The organism is Kitasatospora sp. NPDC032757 (assembly GCF_055579305.1).
The window spans coordinates 1-15,688 of record NZ_JBVINN010000056.1 but is presented as its reverse complement, the minus strand read 5'-3'; the positions used below and the strand labels follow the sequence as shown (position 1 = coordinate 15,688).

Genomic DNA, 15,688 nt, shown 5'->3' with positions numbered 1-15,688 from the left:
GCGGTGGCCTGGCGCCCCGTCAGGGCGGTGGCCCAGGGGGTGGACGACCTGCCGGCCGACGCACCGCACCGATGTTCCCACTCGGGACCCTACACCACTTTGGTCACTCAATGACACGCACACTCCACTTAGAGTAATGGTGCGTGAGTGGGGAATTGCACCTGAATCGGCTGGAACGGGCCGATTGGCGGGGGCGCACGGGAAGGGGCTCACGCGGCGCGCATAGAAGCACATGGAGGCGCCCGCCGATCACCCCCCGGTGCGGGCGGTGCGGCCGGCGGGCGCCGACGGCGGCCAGGCTCAGCGGCCGACGGGCGCCAGGTCCTCCGGGAAGAGCCGCAACCGGTGGGCCAGCGCGGCGGCCTCGCCCCGGCCGGCCACCGCGAGCTTGCCGAGGATGTTGGACACGTGCACGCTCGCGGTCTTCGGGGAGATGTACAGCTCCTCCGCGATCTGCCGGTTGGTGCGACCCCGGGTGAGCAACCGGAGCACGTCCCGCTCACGGGGGGTGAGACCGAGGGAGTCGCCGACCGGCGCCGGCCTGGCAGGCGTGGCCGCCCGGGCGGTGAGCGCCAGGCCGGCCCGCTCGGCCAGGCCGGTGATCTCGGCCAGCAGCGCACTGTCGGACCGCACCCTGGCCAACGTCCGTGCCTCGCGCAGCAGTTCGGTGCCCGACTCCCGGCAGCCGACCAGCACATCGGCCTCCGCGGCGCGCATCAGCGCCACCGCCAGCGGGCCCGGCAGCCCGGTCGGCCGCAGCGCCTCGACGGCGGCCGCCCAGTGCGCCGGGGTGTCGGTGCCCTCGGCGCGGGCCAGTTCGGCCTCCAGCAACCGGGCCCAGCCGTGGTGCAACGGCGCCTTCGGGGTCAGCCGGGCGGCCAGCTCGGCGATCTTCGCCAGCACCTCGGCCCGGCCCTCGGCGGCCTCCGGCAGGCCCCTGCTGTCGGCCTCGGCCGCGGCGCCGTCCACCAGCAGGGGGTAGAGCGCGGCCTCGTTCCCCGCGGGGACCGGGCCGTCGATCACGGCGAGCAGCTCGGCCCGGGCCTCCAGCGGTCGCCCGCCGCGGGAGGCGATCATCACCGCGAGCCGGGAGATCGGCACGGAGTGCTGGAACTGGCAGACCCGGTCCGAGGCCCGGGCCTGGGCCAGCATGCCGGCCGCCGAGGGGAGGTCCCCGCGCATCAGGGCCAGCTCGCCCCGCAGCCGGTCGAGGAACTCGGCGTGGCTGCCCGGGTGCTGGGTCCGCTCGGCGCCGGCCAGCAGCTCGGCCGCCTCCTCGGTACGGCCGACGTCGATCAGCGCCTCGGCGAGGTTGCCGACCAGCAGGGTGCCGATGTTGCGCAGCAGGCCGGTGCCGTCGGCCGTCTCCAGCCCCTCCCGGGCGAGCGCCACGGCCTCCTCCGCGCGGCCGAGCGACTGCAACAGGCTGGCCAGGTTGTTGAGCCCGCGGAGCATGAGGTCCGGGACGCCGAGCTCGCGGGTGGCGGCGACCGCCTCGGTCAGCTCGGCGATGGCGGCGTCGGGGTCGTTCCCCAGGTCGTTGCGCAGGGTGCCGAGCGTCATCCGGGCGTGCTGCTCGACGGCGTGCGCCCCGACCTGGCGGGCGATCGCCGCGGCCCGCTCGGCGAGTTCGATGCTCTCGCCGGTGGGGCTGTTGAGCATGGCGATGCCGGCGCTCAGCGCGAACACCTCGGCCTGGACGGCGGACGGCGGCAGGTGCTCGACCAGGCGCCGGGCGTAGGCCGCCTCGTCCTGGTCCTTGGAGCGGTTCAGGTGGCCGAACATCCGGGCCCGGTTCATCCGGAACCAGGCGGCGCGGGCCGGGTCCCTGGCCTCGTCGACCAGCTTCAGCGCCCGCCGGGAGAGGCTCAGCCCGCGCTCGCGGTCCCCGCTGCGGCGGGCCGCGACCACCGCCTCGGCGAGCACGTCGACCAGCTGCAGCCGCTCGCAGTCCTGGTCGTGCGTCTCCACGTCGCAGGAGCACGGCGGGTAGGTCTCGGCCCAGTCGTACGGGCGCAGGGTGTGCTCCAGCACCTCCTCGGAGACCTCGTCCCACAGCTCCAGGGCGCGCTCCAGCATCCGCAGCTGCTCGGCGAAGGCGTTGCGCCGGCGGGCGGCCCGGGCGGCGTCCAGCGCGCTGGGCAGGGCACGCGCGGGATCGTGCGCGTGGTACCAGTAGTTGGCCAGCCGGGCCGGGCGGACGTCGCTGCCGACCAGGTGCGGCTGCTCCTCCAGCGCGGTGGCGAAGCGGCGGTTGATCCGGTGCCGCTCGCCGGGCAGCAGGTCGTCCGAGACCGCCTCGCGGACCAGGGCGTGCCGGAACCGGTAGCCGTCGCCGTCGGTGTCCGGGCGCAGGATGTTGGCGCCGACCGCGGCGCGCAGCGACTCGATCAGCCCCTCCTCGTCGTCCAGCACGGCGGCCAGCAGCGCGTGTTCGACGTAGGAGCCGCCCTCGGCGGCGATCCGCAGCACCCGCTGGGTCTCCTCGTCCAGCGCCTCGACCCGGACCAGCAGGATGTCCCGCAACGAGTCGGTGAGCCCGGTCGAACAGCCGTCCTGGAAGGCGGTCGCGAGCTCCTCGACGAAGAACGGGTTGCCCTCGGAGCGGCGGTGGATCCGGTCGACCAGCTGCCGGTCCGGATCGGTGGTGCCGAGGATGCCGGCCAGCTGCGCGGCGACCTCGCCCGGGCCGAACCGCTCCAGCTCCATCCGCTGCACGGTGCGCAGCCGCTCCAGCTCGGCCAGGAACGGCCGCAGCGGGTGCCGCCGGTGCAGGTCGTCGGTGCGGTAGGTGGCGACCAGCAGGACGCGGGCGCGGTGCAGGGTGCGCACCAGGTAGGCGAACAGCTCCCGGGTGGAGCGGTCCGACCAGTGCAGGTCCTCGACGGCGAGCACGAGGGTACGGTCCGTGCCGAGCCGTTCGAACAACCTCGCGGTGTGCTCGAACAGCCGGGCCCGGCCGTACTCGTCGTTGGGTTCGCCGTCGGCCTCGCCGAAGTCGGGCAGCAGCCGGGCGAGATGACCCTCCATACCGGCGGCGGCCACCTCCAGCTCGGTGCCCAGACCGCGGTGGAGCCGGCGCAGCGCGGTGGCCAGCGGTGCGTAGGGCAGCCCCTCGGCACCGACCTCCAGACAGCCGCCGACGGTGGTGACCACTCTCCCGTCGCCGGTACAGGCGCGGGAGAGGAACTCCTCCAGCAACCGGGTCTTGCCGACGCCGGCCTCGCCGCCGATCAGCACGGTCTGCGGGCTCCCGGAGCCGGCCCGCCGCAGCGCGTCTGTCAGATCGGTGATCTCCGTGCCACGGCCGACGAAGACGGGACTCACCGATATCTGCTGCATGGAGCTGAGCATGCCATAAGCCGATCCGCCCGGCCGAGGGGATATCCCACCTCCCGGACGCCCGGAAGGGGAGGCGCTGGACCGCGCCTCCCCTTCCGTCTCCGCCCCGGCCTCGGCCGGGTGGCGGCCCGTCAGCACTCGCGCAGGCGCGCGGTGCGCCGGTCGGCACGGGTGGCGACCAGGCGGCGGATCCCGCGGCCGGCCTTCGGGACGACGGCCTCGCGGACCATCCGCTCGTGCTCGGCGCGGTGGCGGAGTTCGCTCTGGTGCTGCTGGATGAGCTCGTACTCGATCACGGTGTTTCCCCTCGTGGTGGTCTCTCGTTCTGAGGTAAAGACTCCTCTCCCAGGGGGGTGCACCACATCGGCAGCCTGCCGCATCTTCCGGGCGCCGATCGCCTTAGGGGGAGCCCCGGAAACGGCGAAGGCCCGGCTCTACCCCTCTTATGGGGGTGAAACCGGGCCTTAGACCGCACTAAGGCACCTTAGAAGGCCTTAGTCGCCTTAGAAACTCAGGCCGAGCAGCCGAACCGCTCCAGGCTTGCGGGCTCTGCCCGCTGCCCTTCCACGCCGGGCCGCTCCGGGCCGTTCCTACTGACCTTCCACGCCGAGCCGCTCCAGGATGAGGTCCTTCACGCGGGCCGCGTCGGCCTGGCCGCGGGTGGCCTTCATGACCGCGCCGACCAGCGCGCCCACCGCGGCGACCTTGCCGTCGCGGATCTTGGCGGCGATCGCCTCGTTGCCGGCGATGGCCTGGTCGACGGCGGCACCGAGCGCGGAGTCGTCCGAGACGACGGCCAGGCCGCGCTTCTCGACGACCTCGTCCGGCTCGCCCTCGCCGGCCAGCACGGCCTCGATGACCTGACGGGCCAGCTTGTCGTTCAGCTTGCCCTCGGCGACCAGCGCGGTGACCCGGGCGACCTGCGCCGGGGTGATCGGCTGCTCGCTCAGCTCGGTGCCGGTCTCGTTGGCCCGGCGGGCCAGCTCGCCCATCCACCACTTGCGGGCCTGGTCGGCCGGGGCGCCGGCGGCGATGGTCTCCAGGATCGGCTCGACCGCACCGGCGTTCAGCACCGACTGCATGTCCTTGTCGGACAGGCCCCACTCGCCCTGCAGCCGGGCCCGGCGCACGCGCGGCAGCTCGGGCAGGCCGGCCCGCAGCTCCTCGACCCACTCGCGCGAGGGCGCGATCGGGACGAGGTCCGGCTCGGGGAAGTAGCGGTAGTCCTCGGCGTTGTCCTTGATCCGGCCCGAGGTGGTGCTGCCGTCCTCCTCGTGGAAGTGCCGGGTCTCCTGGACGATCGTGTCGCCGTCGGTCAGGACGGTGGCGTGCCGCTGGATCTCGAACCGGGCGGCCCGCTCCACGCTGCGCAGGGAGTTGACGTTCTTGGTCTCCGAGCGGGTGCCGAAGGTCTCGGTGCCGTTGGGGCGCAGCGACAGGTTGACGTCGCAGCGCATCTGGCCCTTGTCCATCCGGGCCTCGGAGACGCCCAGCGCCTTGATCAGCTCGCGCAGCTCGGCGACGTACGCCTTGGCGACCTCGGGGGCGCGCTCGCCGGCGCCCTCGATCGGCTTGGTGACGATCTCGATCAGCGGGATACCGGCCCGGTTGTAGTCGAGCAGCGAGTGGGTGGCACCGTGGATCCGGCCGGTCGCGCCGCCGACGTGGCTGGACTTGCCGGTGTCCTCCTCCATGTGGGCGCGCTCGATCTCCACACGGAAGGTCGAGCCGTCCTCCAGCTGCACGTCGAGGTAGCCGTTGAAGGCGATCGGCTCGTCGTACTGCGAGGTCTGGAAGTTCTTCGGCATGTCCGGATAGAAGTAGTTCTTCCGGGCGAACCGGCACCACTCGGCGATCTCGCAGTTCAGCGCCAGGCCGATCTTGACGGCCGACTCCACGCCGATCGCGTTGACCACCGGAAGCGAGCCCGGCAGGCCCAGGCAGGTCGGGCAGACCTGGCTGTTCGGCTCGGCACCCAGCTCGGTCGAGCAACCGCAGAACATCTTGGTCTTGGTGCCCAGCTCGACGTGGACCTCAAGGCCCATCACCGGGTCGTACGACGCGAGAGCGTCCTCGTAGGAGACCAGGTTCATGACGCTCACAGCGTCCCCTTCGCTAAAAGTCTGTGGAGGTACGGGCCCGGCCGCGCACCGGGGTGCGGGCCGGGCCGGGGGCTTCTCAGCCCAGCAGCACGTCGTCGTCGCCGAGGCGGCGCAGTTCGCGCACGAGCAGGGCGGTGCCGGTGACCAGGGCCGCGGCGCCGACCAGGGCGTTGATCAGCTTGAGCGTGTCGTTCTCGCCGCGGGCCTTCTTCACGTCCTTGACGATCGAGACCGCGCCGAAGGCGCTGGTACCGATGGAAAGCCACAGGCCGGGCTTGCTGTGCTTGAAGCCCTTGGCCTTCTCGATCTTGCTCACAGTGCCGGTGCCTCCTCCAGCAGGGGGTGCCCCCACTTGTCGTTGAGTGCGGCCTCGACGGCGCCGCCCACGCGGTACAGGCGGTCGTCCGCCATCGCGGGTGCGATGATCTGCAGGCCGACCGGGAGATTGTCCTCCGGGGCCAGTCCGCAGGGCAGCGACATGGCCGCGTTGCCCGCGAGGTTCGACGGAATCGTGCACAGGTCGGCCAGGTACATCGCCATCGGGTCGTCGGCGCGCTCGCCGATCGGGAAGGCGGTGGTCGGCGTGGTCGGGGAGACCAGGACGTCCACGCCGGCGAAGGCGGCGTCGAAGTCGCGCGAGATGAGCGTGCGCACCTTCTGGGCCGAGCCGTAGTAGGCGTCGTAGTAGCCCGAGGAGAGGGCGTAGGTGCCGAGGATGATGCGGCGCTTCACCTCGGGGCCGAAGCCGGCCTCGCGGGTCAGGGCGGTGACGTCCTCGGCGGAGCGGGTGCCGTCGTCGCCGACCCGCAGGCCGTAGCGCATCGCGTCGAAGCGGGCCAGGTTGGACGAGGCCTCGCTGGGCGCGATCAGGTAGTACGCGGGCAGCGCCAGGGTGAACGACGGGCAGGAGACCTCGACGACCTCGGCGCCCAGCTCGCGCAGCAGCTCCACGGACTCGTTGAACCGCTGCATCACGCCGGCCTGGTAGCCCTCGCCGGCGAACTCCTTGACGACGCCGATCCGCATGCCGCGGATGTCGCGCCGCTTCGCCGCCTCGACCACGGCCGGGACCGGCGCGTTGATCGAGGTGGAGTCCAGCGGGTCGTAGCCGGCGATGGCCTCGTGCAGCAGTGCCGCGTCCAGCACGGAGCGGGCGCACGGGCCGCCCTGGTCCAGGCTGCTGGAGAACGCGACCAGGCCGTAGCGGGAGACCGAACCGTAGGTCGGCTTCACGCCGACGGTGCCGGTCACGGCGCCGGGCTGGCGGATCGAGCCGCCGGTGTCGGTGCCGATCGCCAGCGGGGCCTCGTAGGCGGCCAGCGCGGCGGCCGAACCGCCGCCGGAGCCGCCGGGGATGCGGCTGAGGTCCCACGGGTTGCCGGTGGCGCCGTAGGCGGAGTTCTCGGTGGAGGAGCCCATCGCGAACTCGTCCATGTTGGTCTTGCCGAGGATGACCACGCCGGCGTCCTTGAGACGGGTGGTCAGGGTGGCGTCGTACGGCGGGATCCAGCCTTCGAGGATCTTGGAGCCGCAGGTGGTCGGCACACCCTTGGTGGTGAAGACGTCCTTCAGCGCGAGCGGGACGCCGGCCAGCGGGCCCAGCTCCTCGCCCTTGGCGCGCTTCTCGTCCACGGCCTTGGCGGCGCTCAGCGCGCCCTCCGTGTCGACGTGCAGGAAGGCGTTGACCTTCTTGTCGACGGCCTCGATGCGGTCGAGGTGCGCCTGGGCGACCTCGACGGCGGAAACCTCGCCGTTGGCGATGGCGCTCGCGGTCTGAGCGGCGGTGTAGCGGATCAGCTCGGTCATCTCGGTCAGTCCTCCCCGAGGATCTGCGGCACACGGAAACGCTGCTCCTCGGCGGCGGGGGCGCCGGCCAGCGCCTGCTCCGGAGTGAGCGACGGCCGCACCTCGTCCGCGCGCATGACGTTGGTCAGCGGGAGCGGGTGGGAGGTCGGCGGGACGTCCTGTCCGGCGACCTCGGAAACGCGGGCGACCGCGCCGATGATCACGTCGAGCTGCTCGGCGAAGTGGTCCAGCTCTTCGGCCTGCAACTCCAGACGCGACAGCCGAGCGAGGTGGGCGACCTCCTCGCGCGTGATGCCAGGCATGCAGCGATCCTCAGGGTGAGTTCTGGTGAGGCCCGGCGGTGCGGTGAAGCGTGCCGGGCCCGGGCAGGAGCAGCCGGCTCGGCGCTCCCGTCCTCTTGGTCTGTGGCCCCATCCTATGGGGCCCGGCCCGGCCACCGGCCAACGAGTAACGCCGGGGCCCGGTCACCGTGGCGCGGCGCGACGGCTCCCCGCGGCGTCGGGGAGCGCCACTGCGGGCCGCCCGGAGGCTAGTTCGGGCTTCCCGGGGCCCGGATCTCCATCTGCGCGGCCTGCGCGGCCTGGACCACGGGCGGCAGGACGGGCGGGACGACCGGGTTGATCACCGGGTTGATCACGGGCTGGATCCCGGGCTTGAGCACCGGCTGGATCCCGGCCTGGAGCACGGGCTGGATCGCGGGTGGCATCACCGGCTGGACGCCGGGCTGGAGCACCGGCGGCAGCTGCGCGGCGGTGGTGAGCCGCTCCACCGGCGGGGCGCCGGTGCGGTGCACCCGCAGCCAGGCGGTGGCCTGCTCCGCCGGCAGCGCCGCGGAGACCAGCCAGCCCTGGACGGCGTCCACGCCCATGCAGTGCAACCGCTCCCAGGTCTCGTCGTCCTCGACGCCCTCGGCGACCACGGTCAGGCCGAGCGAGTGCGCCAGCTCCACCGAGCAGCGGACCACCGCCGCGTCGTGGTCGTCGGCGACCATCCGGGAGACGAAGGAGCGGTCGATCTTCAGCTCGCCGACCGGCAGGCTGCGCAGCCGCACCAGCGAGGAATGGCCGGTACCGAAGTCGTCCAGGGACATCCCGACGCCGTAGCCGCGCAGCTCGGCCAGGGTGTCGGCGGCGCGCCGGGAGTCGTCCAGCAGCAGCCGCTCGGTGATCTCCAGCTGGAGCGCGTGGGCCGGCACCTGGTGGCGGACGAGGTGGCCGGCGACCCGCTGGGCGAAGCCCGGGTTGAGCACGTCGCGCGGCGAGACGTTCACCGCGACCTGCACCTGGAGCCCCTGGTCGCGCCAGTAGGCGAGCTGGCCGACGGCCGCCTCCAGCACGTAGTCGGTCAGCCGTGGCATCAGGCCGCTGGACTCGGCGAGGCCGACGAACTCGTCCGGCGAGACCTTGCCCTGGCCGGGCCGCTCCCAGCGCAGCAGCGCCTCCAGCCCGACCACCCGGCCGTCGAAGGCCACCTTCGGCTGGTAGTGCAGCTGCACCTCGCCGGTCTCCAGCGCCCGCCGGAGATCCCCCAGCAGCCCGATCCGGTACGGCGTGTCGGCGTCCTGGGTCTCGTCGTACTGCTCGACCGAGGTGTGGCCGCGCTGGGCGTGGCCCATCGCGACGTCGGCGCGGCGCAGCAGCGACTCGGCGTCCTGGGCGTGCTGCGGATAGACGCAGACGCCGGCGCTGGCCTCCAGGACGAGCAGCAGCCCGTCGAGGCGGATCGGCGCGGCCAGCTCCGTGATCAGCGCCTTGGCGACCCGCTCCAGGGTGTCCGGGCAGCCGATGCCGGGCAGCAGGACGGCGAACTCGTCGCCGCCCATCCGGGCCACCATCGGGCGCCCGCCCCGGTAGTGCCGGGGCAGGCCGGCGAACACGTCGTCGATGGACTCCCGGGTGGCGCTGCCGGCCGGGCCGCCGGAGCGCAGCGCCCGGTGCAGCCTGCGGGCGATGTGCACCAGCAGCCGGTCACCGGCGGTGTGCCCGAGCGTGTCGTTGAGCGACCGGAACCGGTCGAGGTCGAGCAGTATCAGCCCGACGCTGTACCCCTGGTCGTGTTCGGCGATCGCCTCCTGGGCGGCCAGCAGTAACGCCTGGCGGTTGGGCAGGTCCGTCAGCGGGTCGGTGAGCTGGTCCCGGGCACGGTCGCGGGCGATCCGCCAGGCCGCGACCAGCACGGCCAGCGGCACGGCGAACAACGGCAGCAGCTCGGGCTCGTACCGGTAGACCAGAACGGCCAGCGGAATGAGCGGCGCGGCGCCGGCCAGCAGCACGCCGAGCAGCAGGACCGCACCTGCCACCCCCTGCGGCGGGCGTGTGGGCGCACCGCCGGTCGTACGATCCATAAGCCCTGTCCTCCGTCGGGCCCGCCCCGTCAGGCCGCCTTACGGTGAGGCACCGTGCTGGTGCCGGCAGCTGCCGGGCATGGAGCGACCCCGCGGAGACCGGCTCAGCCGGTGCCCCCACCCCTGCTGACACTCTGTTGCGCTCCAGGGTATTCCGGGGTCCACCGCGCGGGCAGACTTTCGGACAACCGGGAACGCGCCACCGCGTTCGGGTGTCGCACAGTGACACAATGCCCGCTTTCACTGTGCAGCACCCGGTGACGTTGCATCAGGACGATAACAAGACGGACTCGGCGCCTCCGCGCGCGGGTCACTCCCCGGCCGGGGCCGCCTCCTCCTCGGAGCCCGCGGCGGACCCCTCGGCGGCCTCCGGTTCGGGCAGGCCGAGGTGGCGGCGGGCGGCGTCCGGGCCCTGCTCCAGCAGGACGGCGAAGCCCGCGTCGTCCAGCACCGGCAGGCCGAGCTGAACGGCCTTGTCGTACTTGGAACCGGGGTTCTCGCCGGCCACCACGAAGTGCGTCTTCTTCGACACCGAGCCGGTCACCTTGGCTCCGCGCGAGGTCAGCGCCTCCTTGGCGCCGTCCCGGGTGTGCCCGGTCAGCGTGCCGGTGACGACGACGGTCAGGCCCTCCAGCGGACGCTCGCCCTGCTCCTCGGCGAACTCCTCGGTGAAGCGGACGCCCGCCCGGCGCCACTTCTCCAGGATCTCCCGGTGCCACTCCTCCTGGTGCCACTCCTTGACCGAGCGGGCGATGATCGGGCCGACGCCCTCGACCGCCGCCAGCTCCTCCTCGCTCGCCTCGAAGATCCTCTCCAGATCGCGGAACTCCCGGGCCAGCTCCTGGGCGGCCACCGGGCCGACGTGACGGATCGACAGCCCGTTGATGAATCGAGCCAGCGGGCGGTCCTTCGCCTTCTCCAGGTTGTCGAGAAGCGTCCGGAGCGACTTCTTCGGCACACCCGTCGTGGTGGCGAAGAAGAAGACCTCCTTCTCCTTGCCGGTCTTGTCGTCCAGCTTGGGCATGCCCGTCTTCGGGTCGCGGACCAGCACCTTGATCGGCAGCAGCTGCTCCTCGGTGAGGCCGAAGATGTCGCCCTCGTCCTTCACCGGAGCCTCGGCCGGCTCCAGCGGCTGGGTCAGCGCGGTGGCCGCGACATAGCCGAGGCCCTCGATGTCCAGGGACGAACGGCCGCCGAGGAAGGCGATCCGCTCGCGGACCTGGGCCGGGCAGTACTGCGCGTTCGGGCAGCGCAGGTCGATGTCCCCCTCGGCCATCGGGCGCAGCTCGGCGCCGCACTCGTGGCAGTGCGAGGGCATCACGAACTCCTGCTCGGTGCCGTCCCGCAGGTCGTAGACCGGGCCGAGGATCTCCGGGATGACGTCGCCCGCCTTGCGCAGCACCACGGTGTCGCCGAGCAGGACGTCCTTGGCCTTGACGACCTGCTGGTTGTGCAGCGTCGCGTACTGGACCATCGAGCCGGCCACCTTCACCGGCTCCGCCAGCACCGCGTACGGGGTGGCCCGGCCGGTGCGGCCGATGCCGACCTTGATCGCGGCCAGCTTTCCGGTGACCTCCTCCGGCGGGTACTTCCACGCGATCGCCCAGCGCGGGGACTTGGAGGTGGCGCCGAGCCGGCCCTGGAGCGCGATCTCGTCCACCTTGACCACGACGCCGTCGATCTCGTGCTCGACCGAGTGCCGCTGCTCGCCGTACTGCTTGATGAAGGCGCGGACCTCGTCGAGGGTGGCGACCACCCGGTTGTGCCGGGCGGTGGGCAGGCCCCAGTCGTGCAGCAGCCGGTAGGCGTGCGACTGGCAGTCGATGTCGAAGCCGACCCGGGCACCGATGCCGTGCACCACCATGTGCAGCGGGCGGGAGGCGGTGACGTGGGCGTCCTTCTGGCGCAGCGAACCGGCGGCGGCGTTGCGCGGGTTCATGAACAGCCGGATCATCGCCCGGGGCCGCCTGCCCTCCTTGGCGCGTTCCTCGTTCTCCTGCCGGCGGCGCTCGTTCTCCTCCGCGAACGAGGCGTTGAGCGCCTCGAAGGCGTCGGTCGGGAAGTAGACCTCACCGCGGATCTCGACCAGCTCGGGGATGTCGTCGCCCTTGAGCTGGTGCGGGATCTCCTTGATGGTGCGGACGTTGGCGGTGATGTCCTCGCCGACGCGGCCGTCGCCGCGCGTCGCGGCCTGCACCAACTGGCCGTTCACGTACGTCAGGTTGACGGCCAGGCCGTCCACCTTGAGCTCGCAGAGGTAGTGGTACTCGATGCCGTGCAGCTCGCCGGCGACGCGCTCGGCCCAGGCCGCGAGCTCGTCGTCGTCCATGGCGTTGTCCAGGCTGAGCAGCCGCTCGCGGTGCTCGACCGCGGCGAACAGCTCGGCGACGGCGCCGCCGCCCACCTTCTGCGACGGCGAGTCCGGCGTGACCAGGGCCGGGTGCTCGGCCTCCAGACCCTCCAGCTCGCGCATCAGCGCGTCGAACTCGGCGTCGCTGACGACCGGCGCGTCCTGCTCGTAGTAGCGGGCGCGGTGGTCCTCGATCTCGGCCGCCAGCTCGGCGTGCCGTCTGCGCACCTCCGCCGGGATCTCCTCCCAGCCCTCGACAGCCACCACCGCAAGCCCTCCGTTACGTCCTACTCCGGGTTGTCCACCAGGCTCTGGGCCGCCCGCGCGCTGAGCGACAACGCCTGGCGCGCGTACGCCGGGGAGGCCCCGGCCAGCCCGCAGGTGGGTGTCACCAGCACACGGCGGCCCAGCAGCTCCGGGGCGAACCCGAGCCTGCGCCACAACGTCCTGACACCCTGGACACTACCGGCCGGGTCCGACACTCCCTGGTCAGTGGACGGGACGACACCCGCGAGGATCATCGTGCCCGCCTCGACCGCCTCGCCGAGGTCGTCGTCCGTCCGGTCCGTCAGGAGCGAGAAGTCCAGCGAGATCCCGGCCACCCCGGCCCGGCGCAGCAGCGGGATCGGCACGTTCGGAGCGCAGGAGTGCACCACGACGGGCGCGTCCAGACCACGGATCAGCTCGCGCAGGGCCTCCTCGGCGACCTGCCGGTCGACCGCGCGCAGCCGCTGGAAGCCGCTGGCGGTCTTGACCTGGCCGGCCAGCACCGCGGGCAACGAGGGCTCGTCGAGCTGGAGCACCACCTCCGCGCCCGGGATCCGCTTGCGGACGTCGTCGAGGTGGCGGCGCAGGCCCTCGGCGAGCGAGCCGGCGATGTCACGGCAGGCCCCCGGGTCGGCGAGCGCCTTCTCGCCGTACTTCAGCTCGATGGAGGCGGCCAGCGTCCACGGCCCGACCGCCTGCACCTTGAGCGCGCCCCGGTAGCCCTGGGTGAACTCCTCCAGCGCGTCCAGGTCCTCGCCCAGCCAGGAGTGGGCCCGCTTGGTGTCCCGGCCGGGGTGGTCGGTGAAGCGCCAGCCGCTCGGCTCGGTCTGCGCGAACAGCTCGACCAGCAGGCCGGCCCCGCGCCCGATCATGTCGGCGCCCGGCCCGCGGGCGGGCAGCTCCGGGAGGAAGGGCAGGTGCTCCAGCGCCCCGGTGGCCGTCTTCGCGGCCTCCCGGGCGTCGGTGCCGGGCAGCGATCCGACGCCGGTGGCGGCGCCGACCAGGTCGGGGAAGGGGTGTCCGTTGCTCACCCTCGAAGCGTACGAGATCGGGGGGACGGCGGCGGACGGGAGCGAGCGGGCTGTCCACGGCCACGGACGGCCGCGGCCCCGGCCCCGAGCGTGGAGCTCGGTGCCGGGGCCGCGGGTGTCCGGGCCGACCCGTTCCGGTCAGTACTCCTCGCTGCCGAAGGAGTCGACCACCACGTGGATCGGCGCGCCGCTCGCGTTGTAGAACGACACCCAGTCCCCCTTCACCGGCACCACGACCTGGTTGGCGATGGTCTCGCCGGCCACGAAATTGAGGTTCGAGACGTTGGGCATCACCTGACCGCCCGGGTAGACGGTGAGGTGGCCCTCGGCGCCCGGCTCGGTGACCGTGACGTTCAGGGTCCTCGCGGCGGTGGAACTGCTGGAGCCCACGTAGACCGACAAGGTGCTCCAGGCCGGAACGGCACCTGGGGGACGCGAGTGGTACCGGTCGGTGCTGAAGTACGTCCGGGTGTCCATCACCCGCGTCGGACCGTACGGGCGGTAGCTGAGCCTGCCCTCGGCCGTGTAGTAGCCGGCCAGGTCCGCGAGCAGGTGCACGGTGCCGCCGGAGGCGTTGTAGAACGACACCTTGCCGTCCTTCACCGGGACCGTCACCAGGTTCGGAATCGTCCGGCCCGCCGTCCAGTTCACGTTCGACGCGTTGGGCGCGGCACCACCGTGCGGGTAGACGGTGAGGTGGCCGTCCACCGTCGGCTCGGTCACGGTCACGTTCATCGTCACCGCGGTCACACCCGTCGCCGGGATCCCCGCCACACCCGCGACCGGCAGGTCGACGGTGCCCCACGCCGGGACGGCCTGCGCCGACGCCACCCCGATCGGCTCCCGGGTGTCCAGCAGACGGGACGGACCCTGCGGGTGGAAGAGGTCGCCCTTCGAGCTGTAGTAGCCGGCCAGGTCGGCGATCAGATGCACGGGGCCGTCGGAGGCGTTGAAGAAGGACACCTTGCCGTCCCGCACCGGCACCGTCACCAGGTTCGCGATCGTCCGCCCGGCCTCCCAGTTCAGGTTCGACGCGTTCGGTACCGCGTCACCGTGCGGATACACCGTCAGGTGGCCGTCCTTCGTGGGCTCGGTCACCGTCACGTTCATCATCACCGCCGTCAGGCCGGTGGCCGGCACCCCCGCCACACCCGCGACCGGCAGCTCCACACTGCTCCAGGCCGGGACGGCCTGCGCCGACGGGACACCGATCGGCTCACGAGTGTCCAGCAGACGGGTCGGGCCGGCCGGCGTGAACGCGCTGCCGACGTTGGTCTCCTCTCTTGAACCGCGGTCGCGGAAGCCGCTGCCGGTACCGGTGTTGGGCACCCGCGGGTCGTCCGCGGGGGCATAGCCGTCGCTGTCGGTCGCCGGCATCCCGGGCGCGTTCTCGTCGGCCGAGTCGATCCTGTGGCTGACGGGTGTGTCCGGTCCCGGCGAGGCGGACGAGGCCGGCTCCACGTAGTCGTGAACGCCCTGCCCGCTGGCGGCGGTGAACGCCGGCTGGTCGGCGTAGGCGGTGCCGGCCCAGTTGTAGACGAGGCCGTCGCTGCGCGAGTCGACGATGTTGTAGTCCACCGTGGTCCCGGCGGTCGCGGCGGCCGCGACGGTGATGCCGGTGTGCTGCGCCGGGTCCACGCCGGCGCAGGACCCCCCGAACAGGGGCCCCGTCTCGACCACGTTGTTCTCCACCGTGGCACCGCCGGAGGCCCCGGTCAGGACCACGCCCGGTCCGCAGAACGACAGCATGCTGTTGCCGACGATCACCGTGTTCGGCGCGCCGTCGACCAGGACGGCCGTGCCGCCGGTGCCGCTGACGAGGTTCGTGGTCAGCACGGTCCCGGTGGAGCCGCCGTCCACCGTGAAGGCCGTCCCCTTCACGTTGACGCTGGTTTCGCTGCGGGAGAAGACCACCTGGCTGGAGGCGTTGGTGACATGGGCGCCCCCGGTCATCAGGCGCACACCGGTGAACGACACGTCTCGCGCGCCGTCCACCGTCAGCGGCTTCCCGTCGGGCGTGAAGACGACCAGGTTCTCGAACCTGAGGTGCTCGCCCTTGACGACGAAACTGTTGATCGAGTGGCCCAACTCGCCGATGTGGGCCATGCCTCCGGAGTACCGGGCCGGGCCGCGGAAGGTGATCGGCGCCTCGGCCGTACCGGAGCCCGCGACGGTGAGGTCCCCCTCGTCGTAGACGCCGTCGGCGATCTCGACCGTCTGGCCCGGACGGGCGGCTGCGGCGGCGGCACCGACGTGGCAGAACGGCGCGGCCTGGGTACCGGCGCCGCTGTCGGTGCAGTTCAGCCCGGCCTTGTTGTTGACGTAGAGCGTGGTGGCGCCGGCCACCGCAACGCTCGTACCGACGGCCGGCAGGCCGACCGTGCCGAGCAGCGTGGCCCCGACGGCCAGGGCTGTGCGAAGTCTGGAAATGGGATGCCCCCCTGGG

Annotated in this window: 9 protein-coding genes and 1 pseudogene; all 10 read right to left on the bottom strand. The window is 72.5% G+C overall.

The window, feature by feature from the left end; genetic code table 11:
- Positions 1-300 precede the first annotated feature (300 nt).
- Positions 301-3,342, bottom strand: a complete 3,042-nt coding sequence (locus ACZ5WK_RS36815; protein WP_465554367.1) for a helix-turn-helix transcriptional regulator — start codon at positions 3,340-3,342, stop codon at positions 301-303.
- A gap of 131 nt (positions 3,343-3,473) precedes the next feature.
- On the bottom strand, positions 3,474-3,638 hold the full coding sequence (locus ACZ5WK_RS36810; RefSeq protein ID WP_465554365.1) for a hypothetical protein: 165 nt from the start codon (positions 3,636-3,638) through the stop codon (positions 3,474-3,476).
- A gap of 294 nt (positions 3,639-3,932) precedes the next feature.
- Positions 3,933-5,444: an Asp-tRNA(Asn)/Glu-tRNA(Gln) amidotransferase subunit GatB gene (gene gatB / locus ACZ5WK_RS36805; RefSeq protein ID WP_465554363.1), complete on the bottom strand. Its 1,512-nt coding sequence runs from the start codon at positions 5,442-5,444 to the stop codon at positions 3,933-3,935.
- A gap of 76 nt (positions 5,445-5,520) precedes the next feature.
- Positions 5,521-5,760, bottom strand: a complete 240-nt coding sequence (locus ACZ5WK_RS36800) for a hypothetical protein (protein WP_396320942.1) — start codon at positions 5,758-5,760, stop codon at positions 5,521-5,523.
- Entirely contained in the window at positions 5,757-7,250 is a 1,494-nt protein-coding gene (gatA, locus tag ACZ5WK_RS36795; RefSeq protein WP_465554360.1) for an Asp-tRNA(Asn)/Glu-tRNA(Gln) amidotransferase subunit GatA, read from the bottom strand. Before gatA ends, ACZ5WK_RS36800 begins: the two co-directional genes overlap by 4 nt.
- 5 nt (positions 7,251-7,255) lie before the next feature.
- A complete protein-coding gene (gene gatC / locus ACZ5WK_RS36790; protein WP_035845952.1) occupies positions 7,256-7,552 on the bottom strand; it encodes an Asp-tRNA(Asn)/Glu-tRNA(Gln) amidotransferase subunit GatC in 297 nt (98 codons plus the stop codon).
- Positions 7,553-7,968: 416 nt separating this feature from the next.
- Positions 7,969-9,531, bottom strand: a pseudogene (locus ACZ5WK_RS36785) (putative bifunctional diguanylate cyclase/phosphodiesterase); the annotation flags it as partial.
- Between the two features lie 373 nt (positions 9,532-9,904).
- Positions 9,905-12,208, bottom strand: a complete 2,304-nt coding sequence (ligA, locus tag ACZ5WK_RS36780; protein WP_465554398.1) for an NAD-dependent DNA ligase LigA — start codon at positions 12,206-12,208, stop codon at positions 9,905-9,907.
- A 23-nt stretch (positions 12,209-12,231) separates the two neighbouring features.
- Positions 12,232-13,242 (bottom strand): methionine synthase, encoded by a 1,011-nt coding sequence (locus tag ACZ5WK_RS36775; RefSeq protein WP_465554358.1) that lies wholly within the window; start codon positions 13,240-13,242, stop codon positions 12,232-12,234.
- Between the two features lie 138 nt (positions 13,243-13,380).
- Positions 13,381-15,688, bottom strand: a 2,308-nt coding sequence (locus ACZ5WK_RS36770) for a right-handed parallel beta-helix repeat-containing protein (RefSeq protein WP_465554356.1), incomplete at its 5' end; no start/stop codon positions are given.